Annotated in this window: 15 protein-coding genes; 9 read left to right on the forward strand and 6 right to left on the reverse strand. The window is 37.9% G+C overall.

What is annotated here, in order from left to right; all coding sequences use genetic code 11:
- Positions 1-17: 17 nt before the first annotated feature.
- Entirely contained in the window at positions 18-452 is a 435-nt protein-coding gene (locus AC0IWT_RS14070) for a MarR family winged helix-turn-helix transcriptional regulator (protein WP_056869649.1), read from the reverse strand.
- 133 nt (positions 453-585) lie between these two features.
- Between AC0IWT_RS14070 and AC0IWT_RS14075 the strand changes: the two genes are divergently transcribed.
- Positions 586-1,539: a hypothetical protein gene (locus AC0IWT_RS14075; RefSeq protein WP_471797635.1), complete on the forward strand. Its 954-nt coding sequence runs from the start codon at positions 586-588 to the stop codon at positions 1,537-1,539.
- Between the two features lie 53 nt (positions 1,540-1,592).
- Here AC0IWT_RS14075 and AC0IWT_RS14080 read toward each other — a convergent pair whose 3' ends face one another.
- The 3 genes from AC0IWT_RS14080 to AC0IWT_RS14090 form a co-directional block, all read right to left on the reverse strand.
- Positions 1,593-2,912, reverse strand: coding sequence for a DUF6089 family protein (locus AC0IWT_RS14080; protein ID WP_471797636.1), 1,320 nt, complete (start codon positions 2,910-2,912; stop codon positions 1,593-1,595).
- Between the two features lie 94 nt (positions 2,913-3,006).
- Positions 3,007-4,725, reverse strand: a complete 1,719-nt coding sequence (ggt, locus tag AC0IWT_RS14085) for a gamma-glutamyltransferase (RefSeq protein WP_471797637.1) — start codon at positions 4,723-4,725, stop codon at positions 3,007-3,009.
- Entirely contained in the window at positions 4,697-6,472 is a 1,776-nt protein-coding gene (locus tag AC0IWT_RS14090) for an AMP-dependent synthetase/ligase (protein WP_471797638.1), read from the reverse strand. The genes ggt and AC0IWT_RS14090 overlap by 29 nt, the downstream gene beginning before the upstream one ends.
- Before the next feature lie 252 nt (positions 6,473-6,724).
- Here AC0IWT_RS14090 and AC0IWT_RS14095 point away from each other — a divergent pair, with 252 nt between their 5' ends.
- Positions 6,725-7,192 carry a hypothetical protein gene (locus AC0IWT_RS14095; RefSeq protein WP_056869644.1) on the forward strand — a complete coding sequence of 156 codons (468 nt, stop codon included), beginning with the start codon at positions 6,725-6,727 and terminating at the stop codon, positions 7,190-7,192.
- Between the two features lie 76 nt (positions 7,193-7,268).
- On the opposite strand, the gene AC0IWT_RS14100 is transcribed toward AC0IWT_RS14095, so the two are convergent.
- The gene (locus AC0IWT_RS14100) at positions 7,269-9,098 is read right to left on the reverse strand and encodes a M61 family metallopeptidase (protein ID WP_471797639.1); all 1,830 of its coding nucleotides are present in this window, start codon (positions 9,096-9,098) and stop codon (positions 7,269-7,271) included.
- A gap of 279 nt (positions 9,099-9,377) precedes the next feature.
- Here AC0IWT_RS14100 and AC0IWT_RS14105 point away from each other — a divergent pair, with 279 nt between their 5' ends.
- The 6 genes from AC0IWT_RS14105 (at position 9,378) to htpG (ending at position 18,313) form a co-directional block, all read left to right on the forward strand.
- Positions 9,378-10,475, forward strand: coding sequence for an efflux RND transporter periplasmic adaptor subunit (locus AC0IWT_RS14105; RefSeq protein ID WP_471797640.1), 1,098 nt, complete (start codon positions 9,378-9,380; stop codon positions 10,473-10,475).
- A gap of 2 nt (positions 10,476-10,477) precedes the next feature.
- Positions 10,478-13,588, forward strand: coding sequence for an efflux RND transporter permease subunit (locus AC0IWT_RS14110; protein WP_471797641.1), 3,111 nt, complete (start codon positions 10,478-10,480; stop codon positions 13,586-13,588).
- A gap of 2 nt (positions 13,589-13,590) precedes the next feature.
- A complete protein-coding gene (locus tag AC0IWT_RS14115; RefSeq protein ID WP_471797642.1) occupies positions 13,591-14,907 on the forward strand; it encodes a TolC family protein in 1,317 nt (438 codons plus the stop codon).
- A 17-nt stretch (positions 14,908-14,924) separates the two neighbouring features.
- Positions 14,925-15,788: an N-acetylglucosamine kinase gene (locus AC0IWT_RS14120; protein WP_471797643.1), complete on the forward strand. Its 864-nt coding sequence runs from the start codon at positions 14,925-14,927 to the stop codon at positions 15,786-15,788.
- 103 nt (positions 15,789-15,891) lie between these two features.
- Entirely contained in the window at positions 15,892-16,284 is a 393-nt protein-coding gene (locus AC0IWT_RS14125) for a response regulator (RefSeq protein WP_056869641.1), read from the forward strand.
- 142 nt (positions 16,285-16,426) lie between these two features.
- Entirely contained in the window at positions 16,427-18,313 is a 1,887-nt protein-coding gene (htpG, locus tag AC0IWT_RS14130; protein ID WP_471797644.1) for a molecular chaperone HtpG, read from the forward strand.
- An 87-nt stretch (positions 18,314-18,400) separates the two neighbouring features.
- Here the strand turns inward: htpG and AC0IWT_RS14135 are convergent, their stop codons facing one another.
- Positions 18,401-18,898 (reverse strand): type I restriction endonuclease, encoded by a 498-nt coding sequence (locus AC0IWT_RS14135; RefSeq protein ID WP_056869640.1) that lies wholly within the window; start codon positions 18,896-18,898, stop codon positions 18,401-18,403.
- Between the two features lie 359 nt (positions 18,899-19,257).
- Here AC0IWT_RS14135 and AC0IWT_RS14140 point away from each other — a divergent pair, with 359 nt between their 5' ends.
- Entirely contained in the window at positions 19,258-19,998 is a 741-nt protein-coding gene (locus tag AC0IWT_RS14140) for a LytR/AlgR family response regulator transcription factor (protein ID WP_056869639.1), read from the forward strand.
- Positions 19,999-20,660 lie beyond the last annotated feature (662 nt).

The raw sequence follows: 20,660 nt of genomic DNA on the forward strand, positions 1-20,660 counted from the left end.
TCATTTACAGGTAATGTTTAATCAACAGTATAAGCAACTGTTATATCGTTTAGTTTTATCAACAAATTAATGAACGTTTCCTTTTCTTTCTTGGTAAAATGTTCATCAAGATACTCGTTAAATTTTCGAACTACGCCCTTTGCCAGGTGCTTCTTTTCTTTACCAAAATCGGTAAGGAAAACTTTTACAGAACGTTTATCGCCAACAGATGTTTCCCGGTAGATAAGGTTAGCTTCTTCCATGTTGTTTAACATGCGAGATAAGCTTGTCGCCTTAACCCCAAGCAGGGCGGCAAGGTTGGAAACGGCCGTTCCATCAACATCATCAATATTTATAAGCATGTAACCAATAGCCTGGGTAATACCAAAAGTAGAAGCCATTTGGTTGTACTTATTAAACATGTTCTGCCAGGCAAACTTAACATGGTAATCTAATGTCTGTAATTGCTTCATTTGGTTAATTTTATTATGCTTGCATAACAAAGCTAATGAATGTATTTTGTTATTGCAAGTAGAAAATTCAAAATAATTGTCAAAAGATTCCTATAATAGATCAACACAAATGAAAACACGAAATATGCGGGAAATGAAAAAAATATTGCTCCTTGGCGCAATGGTATTGTCGGTTTCAACTTTGAAAGCACAGGTATCTTATTTTGGAAATGAAGCGACTAACATCGAAAAATTAAAGATTTTAAAAAACACCACAACTTTATTTACGCTTACATATAGCGACTATAGCGAACTCGCTAAGTTTGACGAAGCCATAAAAAAAACGTGGACAATTACACCTTACAAAATTATCAGGCCGGAAGAACTTGCGGTTTACGATAAATTGGAACGCTACTCTTTCTTCTACTTTGATGCCTACGCAGAAACTAGAGATACAATAACAAATGCCAATGTCGTTTATACGCTGAAACTGATTAGCCCGTCAGACAAGCCGAAGCAAAGAGATGAAAGCATTTTCGCGATGGTAACACTATTTCCGGATATTTATACCGAGCAGACTGTAAAAGAAATTGGTGATAAATCTGGTGCGCGAAGAAGCATCAAGAAAGAGTTGCTGAATTCCCTCTATAATAATGCGCAGTTCATTAACTGGTCTCCAGGCTTGTTAGCCGGTTATCTTAAGCAAATAAACGATGGCTTACTCGCTCAGGAAAGCAGGGAATTAGACTACCAGTTTTACAATAAGGTTAGGTTACCAAAACTGGCGACCGAAACACTATATGTTCCGGAATACGTTCGTGAGGTTTTCTCCTTGCAGCGGATTAAACTACCAACATCTAACACAGCACAGGAACAGTATAATTACAAGTTGAAATTTTTGCCTTTTAAAGAATTAGATAGTCTGATTTTGAATAAAACTGAAGGCATTAAGTATTTAGTTTACACACGCCGTTCGAAAGATAAAATAATAAGCATCTATGATAGCAGGGATGACAAAATCATTTATCAAAAGTTTTATTTTCAAACGCCAGAATTTGAGATGGATGATTTAAACGACATCAAAAAAGTTGTAAAATCAATTAAATAAAAAAAGGCTCCTGATTTGCATCAGGAGCCTTCGTATTTATATTTTAAAATCTACTAGTAAAGTGTAAACTCTACACGACGGTTTTGTTGACGACCAGCTGCAGTTTTATTTGTTGCAATTGGTTGAGCTTCACCGTAACCTGTAGCTTCAATTCTTGATGCATTTGCACCTTGAGAAACTAAGTATGCTTTTACAGATTCTGCTCTTGCTTTAGATAAACGTAAGTTTAAAGCATCAGAACCAGTATTATCAGTGTGACCTGCTAATTTTAAGCTAAAGTTTTTCTGTACTAATAAAGCGGCAACTCTGTTTAAAGATGCATAAGATTTAGAACGGATTGTTGCTTTGTTTAAATCGAATTCTAAGTTTTTAATAGCCGCAGCTACAACTTTACGATCTTCTTCCGTTACAACTACTTTCTCAACAACTTTTTCTGGAGTTTTTAAAGGACAACCAGCACCATCAACTACAGTACCAGCTGGAGTACCCGGACATTTATCCAATTTATCTGCAACACCATCGCCATCAGTATCTTTCAACAAATCAGCCATTTCAGCACGCAATCTTGCATTTTCAGCTTTTTGTGCATCTAAATCGCCTTTTAATGCGTTAGCTGTATTTTTTGCTGCTAAAGCTTCATCATAAGTAGCGGCAACTGGATTGTGGAAAGCCAATTGTTTTCCTTTACCTAAAGCAAATTCTAAACCAGCATAAGCATAGTTATATTTATCATTACTAGCACCTTTGTATAATCCGTCAAGGTTATCACCATCAACAAAATTTACTGTCCAGCCTAAATCGATGTTTACACCGTCTGACACTTTAAATTTTGCGCCAACGCCAACAGGAATAATTAATTCACTGATTGTTTTATCACCTGCGTATGCCGATGTACCTGCAGCTGTTGTAATCGTTGGTTTGTAACCAGCTAAACCAGCACCTGCTGAAGCATATAATTGAACTGCATTTTCTTTTCTAAACATGTCGATGTTAAACATATTTACAACTGCACTTAAGCTGGCAGAATAATTAAGTTTAGTATCGAAAGCAGAAACAGGACTGTTGTTAATATAGCCACTGTCATAAGCCTCACTGTTATCACCTTTTAACTTACCCATAACTCCGTCTAAACGAAGAGAGAAATAGTTTGTTAATTGTTTTTTCACGTATAAACCGTAACCGAAACTAGTTTTGTTATTACTGAAATCGTTTTTTCCACCTAGAGGAGAAAGTGGAGTAAGGCCACCAGCATTTACACCGATTGACCATGTTCTGAATTGAGTTGTTGGAGCAGTATCCTGAGCCAATGCCGCAGTACCTGCAAATAATCCGGCTAGCACTACCGGAAGTGATTTAAATAAATTTGCTTTCATATTTTTAAGTTTAACGTTAATAAGCGTCGCCGACTTCTTACAACTGTCATACCAAAAAAGGATTTTAGGCAAAATATTTTAAATTTTTCAAGTATTAATACCCGATTGCCTTGTCATCACCACGTGGATCTGCCCCACCCTGGTACGTATTCCACTTAGTTTTAAGGATTGCATCAACCCTACCAATTGGGCCCCGAAACTGAGTTTTATAGCCTTTAGCCTTCAATTTCTCTGTGGTTAGGCTGTCTAATGCATCTTTTTCTACAGTTACTTCATCTGGTAACCATTGGTGATGAAATTTCTTCGCAGCTACGGCAGATTGCATGGGCATTTCAAAATCTATTACGTTTATAATGGTTTGAAAAACAGACGTTATAATTGTAGAACCTCCAGGTGTACCAACAACCATAAACAGATTGCCATTCTTTTCTACAATAGTTGGTGTCATCGAACTAAGCATTCGTTTATTTGCTGCAATTGCATTTGCTTCTCCACCAAGCAAACCGTACATATTAGGTGCACCCGGTTTAACCGAGAAATCATCCATTTCATTGTTCAAGATAAAACCGCCGCCTTTTACCACAACTAGCGACCCATAGGAGCCATTTAACGTGGTGGTTATGGAAACTGCATTCCCTTCTCTATCTACAATCGAGAAATGAGTTGTTTCTTCATGCTCATTTTCCCTAAAAGTACCAGCCAAAACGGTGCTGCTCGGGGTTGCAGCATCCCACTTAAAATTAGCCATGCGCTGCTTATTGTAATTTCGATCGAGCAGTTTGTTTGTTGGTACCGAATAAAAATCCGGATCGCCAAGATGAGTAGCCCTATCAGCATAAACCCTTCTTTCTGCCTCAACCATAACCTGAACTGTAGAATCTGCATTATGACCCCATCTTTTTAATGGAAAAGGTTCTACACTTTGCAGCAATTGTATCAAAGCTATCCCACCACTTGATGTTGGCGGCATTGTTATAATTTTGTAGCCACGATAATCGCCGGTAACAGGCTTACGCCAAATCGCGTGGTAGTTTAGCAAATCGTTCTTCGTTATCAAACCGTTGCCTTTTTGCATTTCTGCAATGATAGCATCTGCAGTAGCGCCTTCATAAAAACCGGCCCTGCCCTTCTGCTGAATCAACTTTAAGGTATTGGCCAACTCGTTTTGAATCAACAAATCATTCTCTTTCCATGTACTCTCCAGGTTAATAAATGCAGCTCCGTCAGGATTATACTTCATAAAGTTTCTATGGAGACTGTTTAATTCTGAAGCTTGTTGTTTAGTTAGCCTGAAACCATTTTCAGCCAAATCGATGGCTGGCTGAACAACTGCCGACCAGCTTAATTTGCCGTATTTTTTGTGCGCTTCTACCATTCCGTCAACCGAACCCGGAACACCAACAGCCAAATGGCCGTAAAGGCTTTTGTTAACAATTGGATTTCCTGCAGAATCTAGATACATGTCTCTAGAGGCAAGTGAGGCTGCCTTTTCACGAAAATCTAAAGCATTAATTTCGCCTTTTGCAGATCGGTAAACCATGAAGCCACCACCGCCTAAGTTGCCGGCGTTTGGATATACCACTGCCAAAGCAAACTGAACCGCAACTGCAGCATCAACTGCGTTGCCGCCCTTCTTTAAAATCGCGATACCAACTTCCGACGATTCGGGATGTGCGGATACCACCATTCCATTTTTATATTCACCACTGTTGTTTTTGCCTAACTGACCACTAACACAGCCCGATGCAACCGATGCTGCTAAAACACAGCTGAAAAGAATTGCACTAATTTGGTGCTTTGTAGTCTTCCGCATCCTTGTAAATTTTGTCAATTAAATTATTGTTTTTCTCGGTAATTACCTTACGTTTCAAACTTAGTTTTGGTGTAAGTTCGCCTCCATCAATACTCCATTCTTTTGGCAGCAGTGCGAACCTTTTTACCTGTTCCCATTTACCAAAACCAACACTGGCAGCTTCTATCACTTCATTAAACTTCGCTAAAACCTGCTCATTTTTAATTATTTCATCATTCGATGTAAAGCTAATTCCCTTCCTTCCAGCCCAGGTTTTCAGAGTCTCAAAGTTAGGTACAATTAATGCTGACGGAAACTTTCTGTTTTCGCCCAGCACCATTATTTGTTCAATAAAAATCGATTCTTTGTACTTATTTTCGAGCATTTGTGGAGCAATATACTTCCCACCCGCTGTTTTAAACATTTCCTTTTTCCTGTCGGTAATTCGTAAAAACCGGTCATTAACAAGTTCGCCAATATCACCCGTGTGGAACCAACCATCTTTATCAATGGCTTCGGCGGTTAAATCAGGGCGGTTATAGTAGCCTTTCATCACCTGATGACCTCTTGTTAGAACTTCACCATCCTGAGCAATTTTGACTTCAACACCTTTTATAACTTCACCAACCGAACCGAACATGGTGCCGCCAAAGTGGTTAACGGTTATAACAGGCGATGTTTCTGTAAGTCCGTAACCCTCGAAAACCGGCATACCCGCAGCCCAAAAAATTCTCGCTAAACGCGGATTCAAAGCTGCGCCACCAGAAACGATAACGACAATTTCTCCACCTAAGGCTTCCTGCCATTTCTTAAAAACGAGTTTGCGGGCAATGTTTAGTTTAAAGTTATACCAACTGCCCGCATCAGTTGCATATTTTTCTGCTAATGAAACCGACCAGAAGAAGATGCCTCGTTTTATACCGGTTAAAGCTTTACCCTTTTCCATTATTTTATCGTATACCTTCTCAAGCAAACGCGGCACGGTAGAAAATGAATTTGGTTTTACATGCTGAATGTCTGCAACAATGGTTTCCATACTTTCTGCATAATAAACAGAAGTGCGGTTAAACAGGTACAAATAAATGATCATCCGCTCAAAGATGTGTGATAGCGGAAGAAAGCTCAGCCCTTTCTTCACGCCTTCGGGCATAACAACCGCAGAATTTTCAAAATTTGCAACCAGGTTATTATGCGTAAGCATTACCCCTTTGGGTGTCCCTGTTGTGCCCGAGGTATATATTAGCGTAAGAATATCTTCTGGCGTAACGTTTTCCCTGTAATCATCAAGGTTGATTTGGGTGCTCGCTTTACCATCATCAACAAGGGTTTTCCAGTTTTGCGCACCAGCGACCTCACTAAATGAATAAATTTTTATTTCCGGATTTACTGCCGCTATGTTAGGCTTAACTTTGTTATATAAATCCTCATCCGCAACAAAAATTAGGGCAACTTCTGCATCTTTTAATATAAATTGAATATCATGATCAGCTAAGGTTGGGTAAAGCGGAATTTGATAGGCACCTATTTGATTGGCTGCAAAATCTGCAATGTTCCACTCTGGTCGGTTGTGCGACATTACCGCAACACGGGCACCTTTACCAATTCCCTGGTTTATTAACCCGCGACTTAAATTATCTACCGCATCGCAAAACTCTTCGGTTGAATAATTAACCCATTTTCCAGCGATTTTACCATTGATAAATTCTTGCTGAGGTTGCTCAAGGCTAAATTTTAAAAGATCAAAAACCCGTGTAATTGCTGCAGCCATAGTATTATAATATTTGGTTAAGTTAAAAAATCAAACATAAAGATCAGCGTCTTAAGTTGAAAAACAGGAAAAAAAATACCGATTCCTGAACACTTATTTGAATGCGGTTTGAAAATTTTACTAAACTTAGCAATTCCAAAATTACTATGCAAGCATTGTTTTTATCCATCTGAATTTTTACCTTAAAAACATAATCGGCACTAAAGTTGTTAGGCAGATATTAATTAGAAAACGTTAACAAATATTTAGATTATGAAAAAATTACTTTTTACTATTTTCGGATGTGCGGCCTTATTCGCAGTGAGTACTACAGAAGTTAAAGCTCAAAATTACAAAACAGGCGTGGGTTTAGGCCTCGATTTTGGTGATGGTGCAACGCTTGTTGGTCCTTCATTAAGACATCACTTCAGTAGAAAAGGTGCAGTTCAGGGTGAGGTTTTGTTTGGTGGAAACTCTACAATTATACAGGCATTTCTTCAATATAACACCCCTATTAAAGGCGCTGCAGGTTTAGATTTTTATGCCGGTGGTGGTCCGTCAATTCAATTGTATGATGGAGGTTCTAGCTTTTATCTGGTACCTATGGCTGGTTTAGATTACAAATTTAACGGTGCTCCATTAGCATTGGCTTTAGATTGGAGACCAAGATTATACATTGGCGACAATGATAGCGACTTTAACGCTGGTCGTTTTGGACTCGGCTTTAGATACACTTTTTAAGCCTCAAATAAATAAAAAAAGCCCGCCCGAAAAATTTTTCGGGCGGGCTTTTTTGTTGGCAGGTATCAATTTTGAATTAAATACCCATCCATTTTTTTAGTACAGTTTTTTGCGCAGCTGATGCATTTTCATCAATTGTGGCTTTAAGGCGAACACTAGGATTTGCTTTTAAAATCAGGTTGATTTCCTTTTCAACTCCATCGCGTTTTACCTTCAGTTTTAATGTATCGCCAATATTCTTCTTAGCTAACAATGGTAAAACTTCGAGCGAAACCATTGGCGAGCGTAATTTTATGTTACTCAAGGCATCGCTTACAGAAGTATCATCAAGCGAAATGATAACATCATTAACATTTAAGCCAGCATCCCAGGCTGCAGAAGCTCGGGTGGTAGAGGTAACTGTTAAACCATCGTTGCCGAGTTGTGCAGCTGCACCCGTTACTGGTTTATCCGGCGTAGCATTTTCAGTTGAAACATTAACGCCCGCATAACCAAAGTACTTTACATATTCTGCATCATCAACCCCGTTAACATATTTCGCCCAAAAATTTGTAAAACTGATACCAGAAATCTTCTCAACCATCGCCTTAAATTCCGCATCTGTGTAACCACGCTTAAGGGTTTTGCATTGCAAATACATGGCTTTCATCACATCATCCAAACTTTTTGCGCCTTTCGTTGCATTAATAATTTCCAGGTCCATTAAAATACCGATAACCTCGCCCTTGTTGTAGTAAGAGATTGAGTTATTTTTTGAATTTTCATTGGGGCGATAACCGATAATCCATGCATCGTAACTAGATGCTGATGCAGATTGAATTTTTGCACCAGGTGTATTCAGAACCGTTGCAATTCCGCCTGCAAGCGCATTAACAAATCCATTAGGATCACTAAAACCTGACCTTAAAATGTATTTATTCTCATAGTACGATGTAAAACCTTCGGCAACCCAAAGATTTGTAGTGTAATTTTCGTTATCATAGTCGAATGGGCCCAGGGCAACCGGGCGTAGGCGTTTCACATTCCAAAGGTGATGGTATTCATGCGCAACTAAACCTAAAAAGCCTTTGTAACCAGCATCTGTACTATATGCATTCCTACTGGCACCCAGTGTAGTTGAGTTTAAATGCTCTAAACCGCCACCACCACGAGCGAAATTATGCACGATAAATAAATAGTATTTATTGGGATTTTCGCCGTAAACTGCAGTTTCCTGTTCCACAATTTTCGCCATATCTACTTTCAGCTTTTCTTTATCGTAGTTACCGCCGCCATACATGGCAACTTCATGGCGAACGCCAGAAGCCATGAATTCAAATGTATCCTGATTGCCAACTTCGATTGGACTATCGTATAAAATATCGAAGTCGCTTGCTTTATAAGTAAAAGTTTCACCGGCTACCAAAGGCATGCCTGTCGAAACCTTCGTCCACGATTTATATGGAATAATTTTTACGGTACTTGGAGATTTTATCATGCCAGCGGGATGCATAAAAATACCTGTTGGCGATAAAAATGCGTGAGACTCATCTATGAAAGCAGTTCGTACAGAAATTTCGAAAGCGTACACACGGTAGTTTATTTTAATATCATTTGCTTTCGCTGAGAAAACTCTCCAAATGTTTTTCCTCACTTTTTCTACCTTAAGTTTTTTTCCGGCGGCTGATGCAGTAAATCCTTCTACACTCTTTTCAAACTCACGTACAAGGTAAGAACCGGGGGTCCAAACGGGCATTTTAACATCTACATAATCTTTTGCCAATCCGGAAATATTCATTTGCACCTCGGCATAATGCGCCTGAGGTTCTTTAAAGGAAACCTCGAAACCTATTTTAACCTGCGCCTTCGCTGCCATAATGCTTGTTAGTAATACAACTAAACCTAATATCGATTTTTTAATAAACATATAAATGTGTTTTGCCACAAATTTATATTTTATCACCTTGCTTTAAAATTTTATTCGGTATAGAGGCGTAAAATAATTAATACAAGGAAGATTTTATTAATCTGGTTTACTAATTTATAAGCAACGTGAGAAAATGTGTTTGAGCAATATTTTGAGGAAACAGGCTGTAACATCCTTAATACAACAAATTTATGATTAAACTAATTGAATATTTTTACAAGCTTTTTTGGTTACATTTTAAAAATTGATGTTCCCATAAAAACGACTACACACATACAAATGAAAAAAAGATACATTATTTACATTGTTTTGGCGCTGGGCCTGGCCTATCTGGTTTATTACCGAATAAATGCAAACAAAAAATTAGAGGGTAAAGGTGGCGCCCCTGGTGCCGGAAAAGAAGGGAAAGGTGGCAAAGATGGTAAGGGCGCTCCTCCAATGGTTGTAGACGGTATTGTTGTTAAACTATCGAAATTCGATAACGACCTGGAAGTTACCGGAGCAATTGAAGCGAACGAATCTGTTGTACTTAAAAGCGAGGTTTCAGGACTTGTTACTGGTATTTATTTTAAGGAGGGCACAAATGTATCAAAAGGAAGTGTTTTGGTTAAGGTAAACGATAGAGACATTCAGGCGCAATTGCAAGATGCACTAACAAAGCAAAAACTATCGGGAACTAACGAAAACCGTGCAAAACAACTTTTGGCTAAGGGTGCAATCAGTCAGGAAGAGTATGACACATCACTTGCAGATTTAAGGTCTTTTCAATCTCAAACCAATTTGATAAGGGCACAACTTGCTAAAACAACTATCCGTGCGCCGTTTAGTGGTAGAATCGGCTTACGCAGTATTTCTGCAGGCACCTATCTAACGCCGAGCACGGTTATTGCAAATCTGGTAAGCACAAATCCGGTAAAAATCACTTTCTCCGTTCCCGAAAAATATGCGGGCCAGATTAAAATCGGCTCAGAAATTTCGTTTACTACCGATGGCTCATCAAAACAAAATACGGGGAAAGTTTATGCAATTGAACCTGGAATAAATACTGCAACCAGAACATTACAAATACGTGCTTTAGCACCAAATGGCGAGAATGATTTGCTGCCTGGCTCCTTTGCTAAAATAAAACTGGCATTAAATACCTTGCAAAATGCTATCCTTATTCCAAATGAAGCTGTAATTCCGGTGTTGAAAGGGAAAATTGTATACGTACAAAAAGATGGCAAAGCACAGGAAGTTAAAGTTGAAGCAGGAACCAGGACCGATGAAAACATCGTTATCACTTCAGGCTTAAAGGCTGGCGATACCGTGTTAACCACCGGTTCTATGGCTTTGAAAAAAGATGCGCCTGTTAAAGTTCATTTGGTTAAAGAATAATTATGAGTATCTCAACCACGAGTATAAAAAGACCGGTTCTTGCCATAGTTATGAACCTGCTTATCGTCCTCTTCGGGATAATAGGCTATAATTTTTTGGGTGTTCGTGAATACCCTTCTATTGACCCCACGGTTGTTTCGGTAAGAACATCCTATCCGGGCGCAAATTCGGATATTATCGAATCGCAAATAACAGAGCCACTAGAAAAATCGATTAACTCAATTGATGGCATCAGGAACATTTCATCTTCCAGTAATCAGGGAACAAGTAACATTACGGTAGAATTTAACCTTGATAAAAATATCGAAGAAGCCACCAATGATGTTCGGGATAAAGTTTCGCAAGCCGCCAGAACTTTACCAAAAGATATTGATGGTTTGCCAACAGTAAGTAAAGCCGATGCCAACTCGGATGCGATTTTATCGATGACCATCCAGAGTGATAAACGAAATACTTTGGAATTAAGTGATTTTGCGGAAAACGTAATCGCCGATAGGATTCAAACGATTCCAGGCGTAAGTAGCGTGCAGATTCAGGGACAGCGAAAGTATGCCATGCGTATTTGGATGGACCCAAACAAACTGAGTGCTTATGGATTAACCTCTCAGGATATTGTAACCGCATTGGATAATGAAAACGTGGAGTTGCCCTCGGGAAAGATTACCGGTGCTACGACAGAACTTACTGTAAAAACATTAGGAAAACTAACCAACGAAACGCAATTTAACAACCTAATTTTAAAAACAGACAGCAACCAGGTTATTAAACTAAAAGATGTTGGCTATGCAGTTTTAGGGCCTGAAAACGAAGAAACAATTTTACGGGAATCCGGCCTTCCAATGGTTGCAGTTGCTATAATACCACAACCGGGAGCAAACTACCTGGATATTAGCAAAGAGTTTTATAAGCGTTTTGATAAGCTGAAAGCAGATATCCCGAAAGATATAAAACTGAAAGTTGCTTTAGATACCACACTTTTTATCAAACGTTCTGTTACCGAAGTTGCCGAAACAATAGGTTTATCTTTGGTGCTGGTAATTTTAATTATTTATCTCTTCTTTAGAGATTGGGCAATTGCATTCCGACCGTTAATCGATATTCCGGTTTCTCTTATTTTTACCTTTTTTATAATGTACGCTTTTGGTTTCTCTATAAACGTACTGAGTTTACTGGCAATTGTATTGGCCACTGGTTTGGTGGTTGATGATGGAATCGTGGTAACGGAAAATATTTTCAAGAAGGTTGAAGAAGGCATGTCGCCATTTGAGGCAGCAATAAAAGGATCAAACGAAATTTTCTTCGCTGTAATTTCAATTTCAATAACCCTTGCTGCAGTTTTTTTACCGGTGATATTTTTACAAGGCTTTGTAGGAAGGCTGTTTAGAGAATTTGGAGTGGTAATTGGGGCTGCCGTTTTGGTTTCGGCTTTCGTATCGCTCACGCTTACACCGATGCTTAATGCCTACCTGATGAAGAAAGGCGGACATAAGCCATCGAAATTTTACAACTGGACAGAGCCCTACTTTGTGAAATTAAACGAAGCTTATGAATCAAACCTGAATAAATTTTTAGATAAGCGATGGCTATCAATCCCAATCATTGTGGTTTGTATGGGTATGATTTTTCTGTTTTGGAAAATTTTGCCGAAAGAAACAGCTCCTTACGATGACAGAAGTGCGATAAACATTAACGTAACCACACCTGAAGGTTCATCATTTACCTACACGGATAAGTTTATCATGAAAATTAATCAAATGGTAATCGATTCTGTGCCGGAAAAAAATGTGAACATCACCATTACCTCTCCGGGATTTGGAGGCGCCGGTTCAACCAATTCCGGTTTTGTTAGAATGGGATTGGTAAACCCTGAAGACAGGGTACGCTCTCAAAAGGAGATCGCCGATATGTTAACCAAAATAACTAAAAAGTATAGCGAAGGGAAAACAATCGTTAACCAGCAGCCTACAATTTCGGTTGGCCGCCGCGGGGGATTACCAATCAGCTACATTATTCAGGCACAGAACTTTGAAAAACTTCGTGAAAAAGTGCCATTGTTTATGGATGCAGTTAGTAAAGACCCAACTTTTACGGTTTCTGATGTAAATCTCAAATTTAATAAACCGGAAATTAACTTAACAATTGACAGAGACAAAGCTAAGAACCTGGGCGTTTCCATATCTGCAATTGCGCAAACATTAAATCTTGGTTTAAGCGGTCAGCGCTTTTCATATTTCTTCATGAACGGAAAGCAGTATCAGGTTATCGGCCAGTTTGATAGAAGTGACCGCAAAGACCCACTGGATTTAAGCTCGGTGTATGTTCGAAGTGATAATGGAACGCTGGTTCAACTGGATAACGTAGTTACTGCGAAAGAAGAAAGCAGTCCGCCGCAGTTATATAGAAACAACCGCTTTATTTCGGCAACCGTTTCTGCTGGCCTTGCTCCGGGCAAAAGTATTGGTGAAGGGATTGATGCGATGGACCAGATTGCAGCAAAAGTATTGGATGAAACCTTTTCGACCGATTTGAGTGGAGAATCACGGGATTTTAAAGAAAGCTCATCGAATACATTTTTCGCGTTTGGCCTGGCCTTACTATTGGTTTATCTTATTCTTTCGGCACAATTCGAAAGCTTTAAAGATCCGGTTATTATTATTCTTACTGTGCCGATGGCGGTTGCCGGCGCATTCCTTTCGTTATGGCTTTGTGGCCAAAGCTGGAATATTTTCAGCCAGATAGGTACCATTATGTTAATCGGTTTGGTTACAAAAAATGGTATTTTAATCGTCGAGTTCGCAAATCAGCTCAAAGAAAAAGGAATTCCTATTCCGGAAGCCATAAGAGAGGCAGCAGTATCGCGTTTGCGACCAATTTTAATGACCAGTTTGGCCATCGCAATAGGCGCTTTGCCAATCGCTTTAGCACTTGGTGCTGCAGCAAAGAGCAGAATGAGTATGGGAACCGTTATCGTTGGTGGAACAATGTTCTCTCTGGTTTTGACTTTGTTCGTTATCCCGGCAATTTATTCTTACTGGGCAAAGCCGTATAAACCAAACCGAGATTTGAAGGAAGCTGAGCGTTTCGAGCATGAAGCTTTAGAAGGCGTAAAATAAATATGATGATTAAAAAAATAAACATATTTGTGTTGTTGATGGGCATTTTTTCTTTTGCCACACAAGCGCAGGAAAAATTGACCCTGCAAGAGGCTATTTCCATTGCAATGCAAAATAATTACGATATTAAAATAAGCAAGAATAACCTTAGCATCGCTAAAAACAACGCCAATATCGGCAATGCCGGTATGTTGCCCAACTTAACAGGCACTTATTCAAATGGCGGCAGCTATCAAAACACGCGGCAAACGCCTGCTACAGGACCTGATAGGGTTATAACTGGCGCAAAGAGCACAAATAATGATATTGGTGCTGATTTGAACTGGACTATTTTTGATGGCTTTACCATGTTTGCCAATTATGACCGTTTAAAAGAATTACAAAAACAGGGCGAAGTAACGTCTCGCCTAGCCATTTTAACTACCGTTTCGGATGTTATTACAGCCTATTACGATGTTGTACGAAATCAGAAACTGGTTATCGCGGCCGATAGCGCAATTGATATTTCTGTGTTTAGAGAGAACATCGCCAAAACGAAGCTCCAGTTAGGCAGAGGATCTAAACTTGATGTTTTAACCGCACAGGTAGATTACAATACGGATACTTCAAATTATCTGCAGCAAAAAAATGCACTTCAGGTTGCCAAGGTTCGCTTGAATCAGTTAATGGTTAGAAATGTTAATCTAACTTTTTCAGTTGATAACAATATCGATATTGACCAGGCATTGGTTTACAGCCAATTGGCCGAACTGGCAGGAAAGCAGAATCCAAATGTGCAGAATGCCTTTATAAATCAAAAGGTTGCATCATTAAATCTTAAAGCGATTAAAGGCGCACGCTATCCCGTTGTAAGTTTAAATTCAGGCTATAGCAGAACCAATAGCACATCGCCAACGGGCTTTAACCAGAAATTTGCGGCCAATGGGTTTACTTATGGGTTAACAGCAAGCCTTAATCTGTTTAACGGCTTTTTACAACGTCAAAATGAACGAAACGCAAAAATCGACATAGAAAACTCAACTTTAAATCTCGACAAAACGAAACTGGATGTAAGCACGCAATTGCTTACGGCCTATCAAAATTACAGCACCTACCTCGATCTAGTAAAACTTGAGCAGAGAAATGTCGATATCGCAAAAGAAAATCTTGATATCACTTTAGCTAAGTATCGTTTAGGAAGCATTGCACCATTAGAGTTAAGAGAGGCACAGCGCAACTCAATTGATGCACAAAATCGTTTTATCGAAATGCAATACCAGGCAAAGCTCGCAGAAATTACCTTAAAAGAAATCAGCGGGAACATAAATTTGTCTAATTAATTTTTATATTTAATCTTATGATACTCGTTGCAGATAGTGGCTCATCAAAAACCGATTGGATGGGTTATCTTAATGGAGAAACCATTAAATTTAACACCCAGGGAATAAATCCTTATTTCTTGAATGAACAAGATATTACCCGCATAATTTTAAAAAACGAGGTTATCGCACCATTGGCGAAAGATGTTAAAGAAATTTACTTCTTCGGCGCAGGCTGTTCTTCTCCCGATAAACATGAGGTAGTTTCTAACGGATTATCTGCTGTTTTCACTGGCGCATTTATCTCTGTTGAACATGATTTACTAGGTTCAGTTTATGCCACCTGCGGAGATACTGAAGGTTTAAACTGTATTTTAGGTACAGGTTCCAACATTTGCTATTTCGACGGGAAAAAGATTCACGATGGTCATCATGGCTTAGGCTACGTACTTGGCGATGAAGGCTCGGGTACATTTTTCGGTAAAAAAGTTTTGCTCAGTTATCTTTACAAGAAAATGCCTGCTGATTTAGAGGCCGAGTTTAAAAAGACTTTTCCGGCAGAAAAAGAGCAAATTATTACAAACGTTTACCAAAAGCCATTTCCCAACATTTACCTTGCAGGTTTTAGTCGTTTTTTAGCAAATAACCACGAACACCCTTTCGTTAAAGACATTCTCAAGAAAGGATTTCAGGAATTTGTAGATACTAACGTGAAAGATTATCCAAACTACAAATCGCTTCCCTGCCACTTTGTTGGTTCGATAGCATACTATTATCAGGATATTTTGAAAGAGGTTTTGACTGAGAACGGAATAAAAACAGGCAAGATTTTACAGAAGCCAATTGAGGAGCTTTACAACTTTATTTTGCAAAAAGAAGGCATTGTTAAACAAGCCATTTAGTGCAGTAAAGCGTTATTTTAAAAATTAACAAAATCTTAAAACATATTAAACATAACCACAAACATTTTGTTATAATTACAAAGCGGATAAAATGCTAAATAATATGAAGAGAATACTGGTAGTTGATGACGACATTGAGGTTTTAGAAACCATACAGTTAATACTTGAAATTGGAGGGTTTAAGGTTTCGGCGCTTAATAATGGCGAAGAAGTTTTCGATAGAATTGATAGCTTTAAACCTGATTTAATTTTATTAGACATTTCCTTAGGCCATATTGATGGCAGGGTTTTGTGTGAGCAGTTAAAATCTATAGATTCAACATCAAAAATTCCAATTCTTTTAATATCAGGCTTATACGACCCTAAAGATTTTACAACATTGAATTATGGTCAGGACGATTTTCTTTCGAAGCCATTCCAAATGGATGTGTTGCTTAAAAAAATCAGTAAAATTCTGTCGCTTGAAGAAAGTGAGCCTAGCTTTTTAATGAATTAAGTCTTGTTATAAAAAATAATGAAAGCCAAATGCATATTGCATTTGGCTTTTTTTTTACCCCAAACAATACTGTCAATTTGGCAAAGCGAAGGCTTTGGAACAAGCCTTGATATGCAGGGTTTAGATTAAACAATTATTACATATGAGCATACAAGAAAAAGGAAACATCTCGATACATACCGAGAATATTTTCCCGATAATTAAGAAGTTTTTATACTCTGATAACGAGATTTTTCTTCGGGAGTTAGTTTCTAACGCAGTAGATGCAGTCCAGAAAATTAAAAGACTAGGTTCATTAGGTCAGTTTAATGGCGAAGTGGGCCAGCCTTTAGTACAGGTAGCAGTTGATAAAGAAGCAAAAACCATTACCATTAGTGATAATGGCTTGGGTATGACAGCCGAAGAAATTAAAAAATACATCAATCAGGTTGCCTTTTCTGGTGCAAGTGAATTCGTAGAGAAATTTAAAGACGCTAAAGATGCCAATGAAATTATTGGTAAATTTGGTTTAGGTTTCTACTCTGCTTTTATGGTTGCAGATTTAGTTGAAATTCAAACTTTATCGTATCAGGAAGGTGCAGAACCAGCTCGCTGGGTATGCGATGGAAGCACAGAATTCGAAATTACTGAAGGTACAAAAACAACGCGTGGTACCGATATTATCCTACATATAAATAAAGATTCTGAAGAATTTTTGGAAGAATCGAAATTGCAGGAAATTCTTGATAAATATGCCAAATTCTTGCCTGTACCTATAAAATTTGGTAACAAAACAGAATCAGTTGAAGATGGTGAAGATGAAGAAGGAAAGAAAAAGTTTAAGGATGTAGAGGTTGACAACATCATTAACACCACAAATCCAATATGGACTAAAGCGCCTGCAGATTTGTCAGACGAAGATTATTTAAGTTTCTACCGCGAGCTTTATCCATTTAGTGAAGAACCATTATTCTGGATTCACTTAAACGTAGATTATCCTTTCAATTTAACCGGCGTATTGTATTTCCCTAAGTTGAAAAACGATTTCGAAATGCAACGCAACAAAATTAAGTTGTATTCCCGCCAGGTATTTATCACAGATGAGGTAAAAGACATTGTTCCAGAATTTCTGATGCTTTTACATGGCGTTATCGATTCACCGGATATTCCATTAAATGTTTCGCGTAGTTTCTTGCAGGCAGATAGCAACGTTAAAAAAATCAACAACTACATCACTAAAAAAGTAGCTGATAAATTATCGGAATTGTTTAACAAAGACCGTAAATCTTTCGAAGATAAGTGGAAAGACATAGGGTTATTTGTTAAATATGGTATGATTAGCGAAGAGAAATTCTACGATAAGGCAAAAGATTTTGCCCTTGTTGGAAATACTAAGAACGAACTTTTCACCCTAAATGAATACAAAGAAAAGGTTTCGCCCCTACAAACTGATAAAAATGGAACGGTTGTTTACCTGTATTCTAACGATGCATCAAAGCAAGACGCTTTTATACAATCGGCCAATAAGAAAGATTATGATGTGTTGGTTTTAGATTCCCCGATAGATAACCACTTCATTAATCAACTTGAACAAAAGTTAGAGAAAACGTCGATAAAACGTGTTGACTCCAGCGTAGCTGACAAACTTATTGAAAAAGATGAGGTTAATGAGCACGTTTTAAGTGAAGACCAGGTAAAAGAAGTAACCACGATTTTCGAAAAAGCCATTACAAAACCAGGCATGCAGGTAGAAGTTGTTGCTTTAAACCCTGATGAATTACCTGTTACCATTACAATGGATGAATTTATGCGCCGGATGAAGGACATGGCCGCAATGGGTGGCGGCATGGGTTTTTATGGCCAAATGCCTGATAGTTACAAAGTGGCGATTAACGGCAACCATAAATTAGTTAGCAAAATTTTAAAAGCAGAAGGCGAAGAGCAAAGTAACCTGGCCAAACAGGCTGTAGATTTAGCCTTGCTTGCTCAGGGAATGTTAACAGGTGCAGAACTTACTGCCTTTGTAAGCAGAAGCGTTGAGTTAATCTAAAAAATGAGGCTCTGAGTAGTTTCAGACCCGCTTATAAAACAAAAAGTCCTGATTTTCATCAGGACTTTTTTTATGTCTGTGCAATAATTAGCTTGCAACGTTTTGTTGTTTCACGTTAAAATAATCTTTGTGTTCTTCGAGCATTTTGGCAATGGTTGCAGCTTTAGTATTTTGAATATTGAACACAAAAAGAGGTTCCTGTTTCTTTTTGCTCCGAACCATTTTTTCGGTATAAAAACGATATTCCAAGCCATTTGTAAGCAAACCATATTTCGCTTTCGTTTTTCTGAAATATTTCGATAAGCGGGAATCGTTAATGTCCAGGCTGTCTTCGTGATGTTTACATTCTACCAGGATAGCAGGTTCGCCATCTTTCATAATTGTGTAATCAACTTTCTTACTTTTTTTAACACCGAAATCCAAAACTGCTTCCGATTGAACTTCAGAAGGGTTAAAAACATCAAAGCCTAATATCTGGATAAAAGGCATTACCAATGCATTTCTTGTTAAATCTTCGGATTGAACCTGAGGCAGCATTTTCTTAATTCTTACGGCAAATTGTCCGATCTCGTCTTTAAGTTCCATGTGTGTGTGTTTTTATATTTTTGCTTACCAGCTTGCTCTGTTTTTCCTAACTCCCAAAGTGTGTATGGCCTGATAAATTCAGGCAACACAAACTGTGGGCAGGCAGATGTTCCAATTAAAAAGATGCGATTTAAGCCGCGAAAATTTCCTTTTAATCATTCGTTTTTGGCAAACAGAAATAAAGATTAAAAAATAGCTTGAAGTTGTTAATTTTTTTACATCAACCCTGCAATATATTACATCAACCTACTAAAATGGTCGATTAAAACTCAAAAAAGATTTTTCAAACAGATATATGAAGAAATTCTTTTTTTAGCTAACTTGCATTCAAATCATTCCAAACACACTTAGTACACATCATGAACTTAAAATGCGTTGTTATTGACGATGAACAACATGCTATTGAGGTATTAACTGACCACATAGCTGAGATGCCCGGGTTAACTGTGTTTAAAACATTCACAAGTCCGGTGCAAGCCCTTACCGAAATTAGTGTTGGAGATGAAATCGATCTATTATTTATGGATATTGATATGCCAGGAATAAATGGGTTAGAACTTGCTAAAAATATCAGAGAGAAAGCTAAGTACCTTATTTTTACTACAGCCCATCCAGATTACGCATTGCAGGCATTTGATGTTCAGTCAGATCAGTATCTGCTTAAACCGATTTCGTTCGCGAAATTTGCGCTTGGGATTGATAGGATTCTGAAAAAAGAGGCAAGTAATGCAAAAAATGCTGCTAAAGAAGCCGATCAGGTTGCTGCCCTTTACATAAAAGGCGACCATAAGTATGCTTTTTCTAATATCTTAATTGATGATATTTTATACATTAGGGCTTTGCAGAATTACATTCAGATAATTACAAAAACCGAAACAAACACAACTTACCTTACGTTAAAAGAAATTGAAAAGGCTTTAGAAAATCACGCTTTTATTCGTGTTAATAAATCAAATATCGTTGCAAAGGCAGCCATTAAAAAGGTTGACGGCAATATTATACGATTGGTTAATAACGAGATGATTCAGATTGGGGAAGGCTATAAAGAAGCTTTTTTCGCCTATATACAAAGTAGCTTGTTAAAATCTGGGAGAAGCTAAACTACTTGTTGTAAATGTTTGACATTGATGAATTAGTCATCAGGATAGTGTTTGCAGTTGGATCAGTACTAAAGCTATTTTGATTTTTAATATTCTTGTAAACGAATACTGTTTTCTTTCTCATAATACTTATTATTTGGTGTTTGACACTGCTAGTTATCAAAAAAAAATGACATTCCAAATAAGTGTAAAACTATTTTTTAAAAATATTTGACATTGAAGAATTAGTCATCAAAATAGTATTCGCTGTTGGATCTGTGCTAAAGTTATTTTGACCTTTTACATTTTTGTAAATAAATGCAGTGTTCTTTTTTAATTTGCCAATATTTTGAGTTTTCATAGGATTACTTGGCGAAAATGTTAGACATTGAAGAGTTAGTCATTAAGATTGTATTTGCAGTTGGGTCTGTGCTAAAGTTATTTTGACCTTTTACGTTTTTGTAAACAAATGCAGTGTTCTTTTTTAATTTACTGATATTTTGAGTTTTCATAGGTTACTTAGCGAAAATGTTAGACATTGAAGAGTTGGTCATTAAGATTGTATTTGCAGTTGGGTCTGTGCTGAAGTTGTTCTGACCTTTTACATTTTTGTAAACAAATGCAGTGTTCTTTTTTAATTTGCTGATATTTTGAGTTTTCATAGGATTACTTAGCGAAAATGT

It is taken from the genome of Pedobacter sp. AC464, from assembly GCF_979253075.1.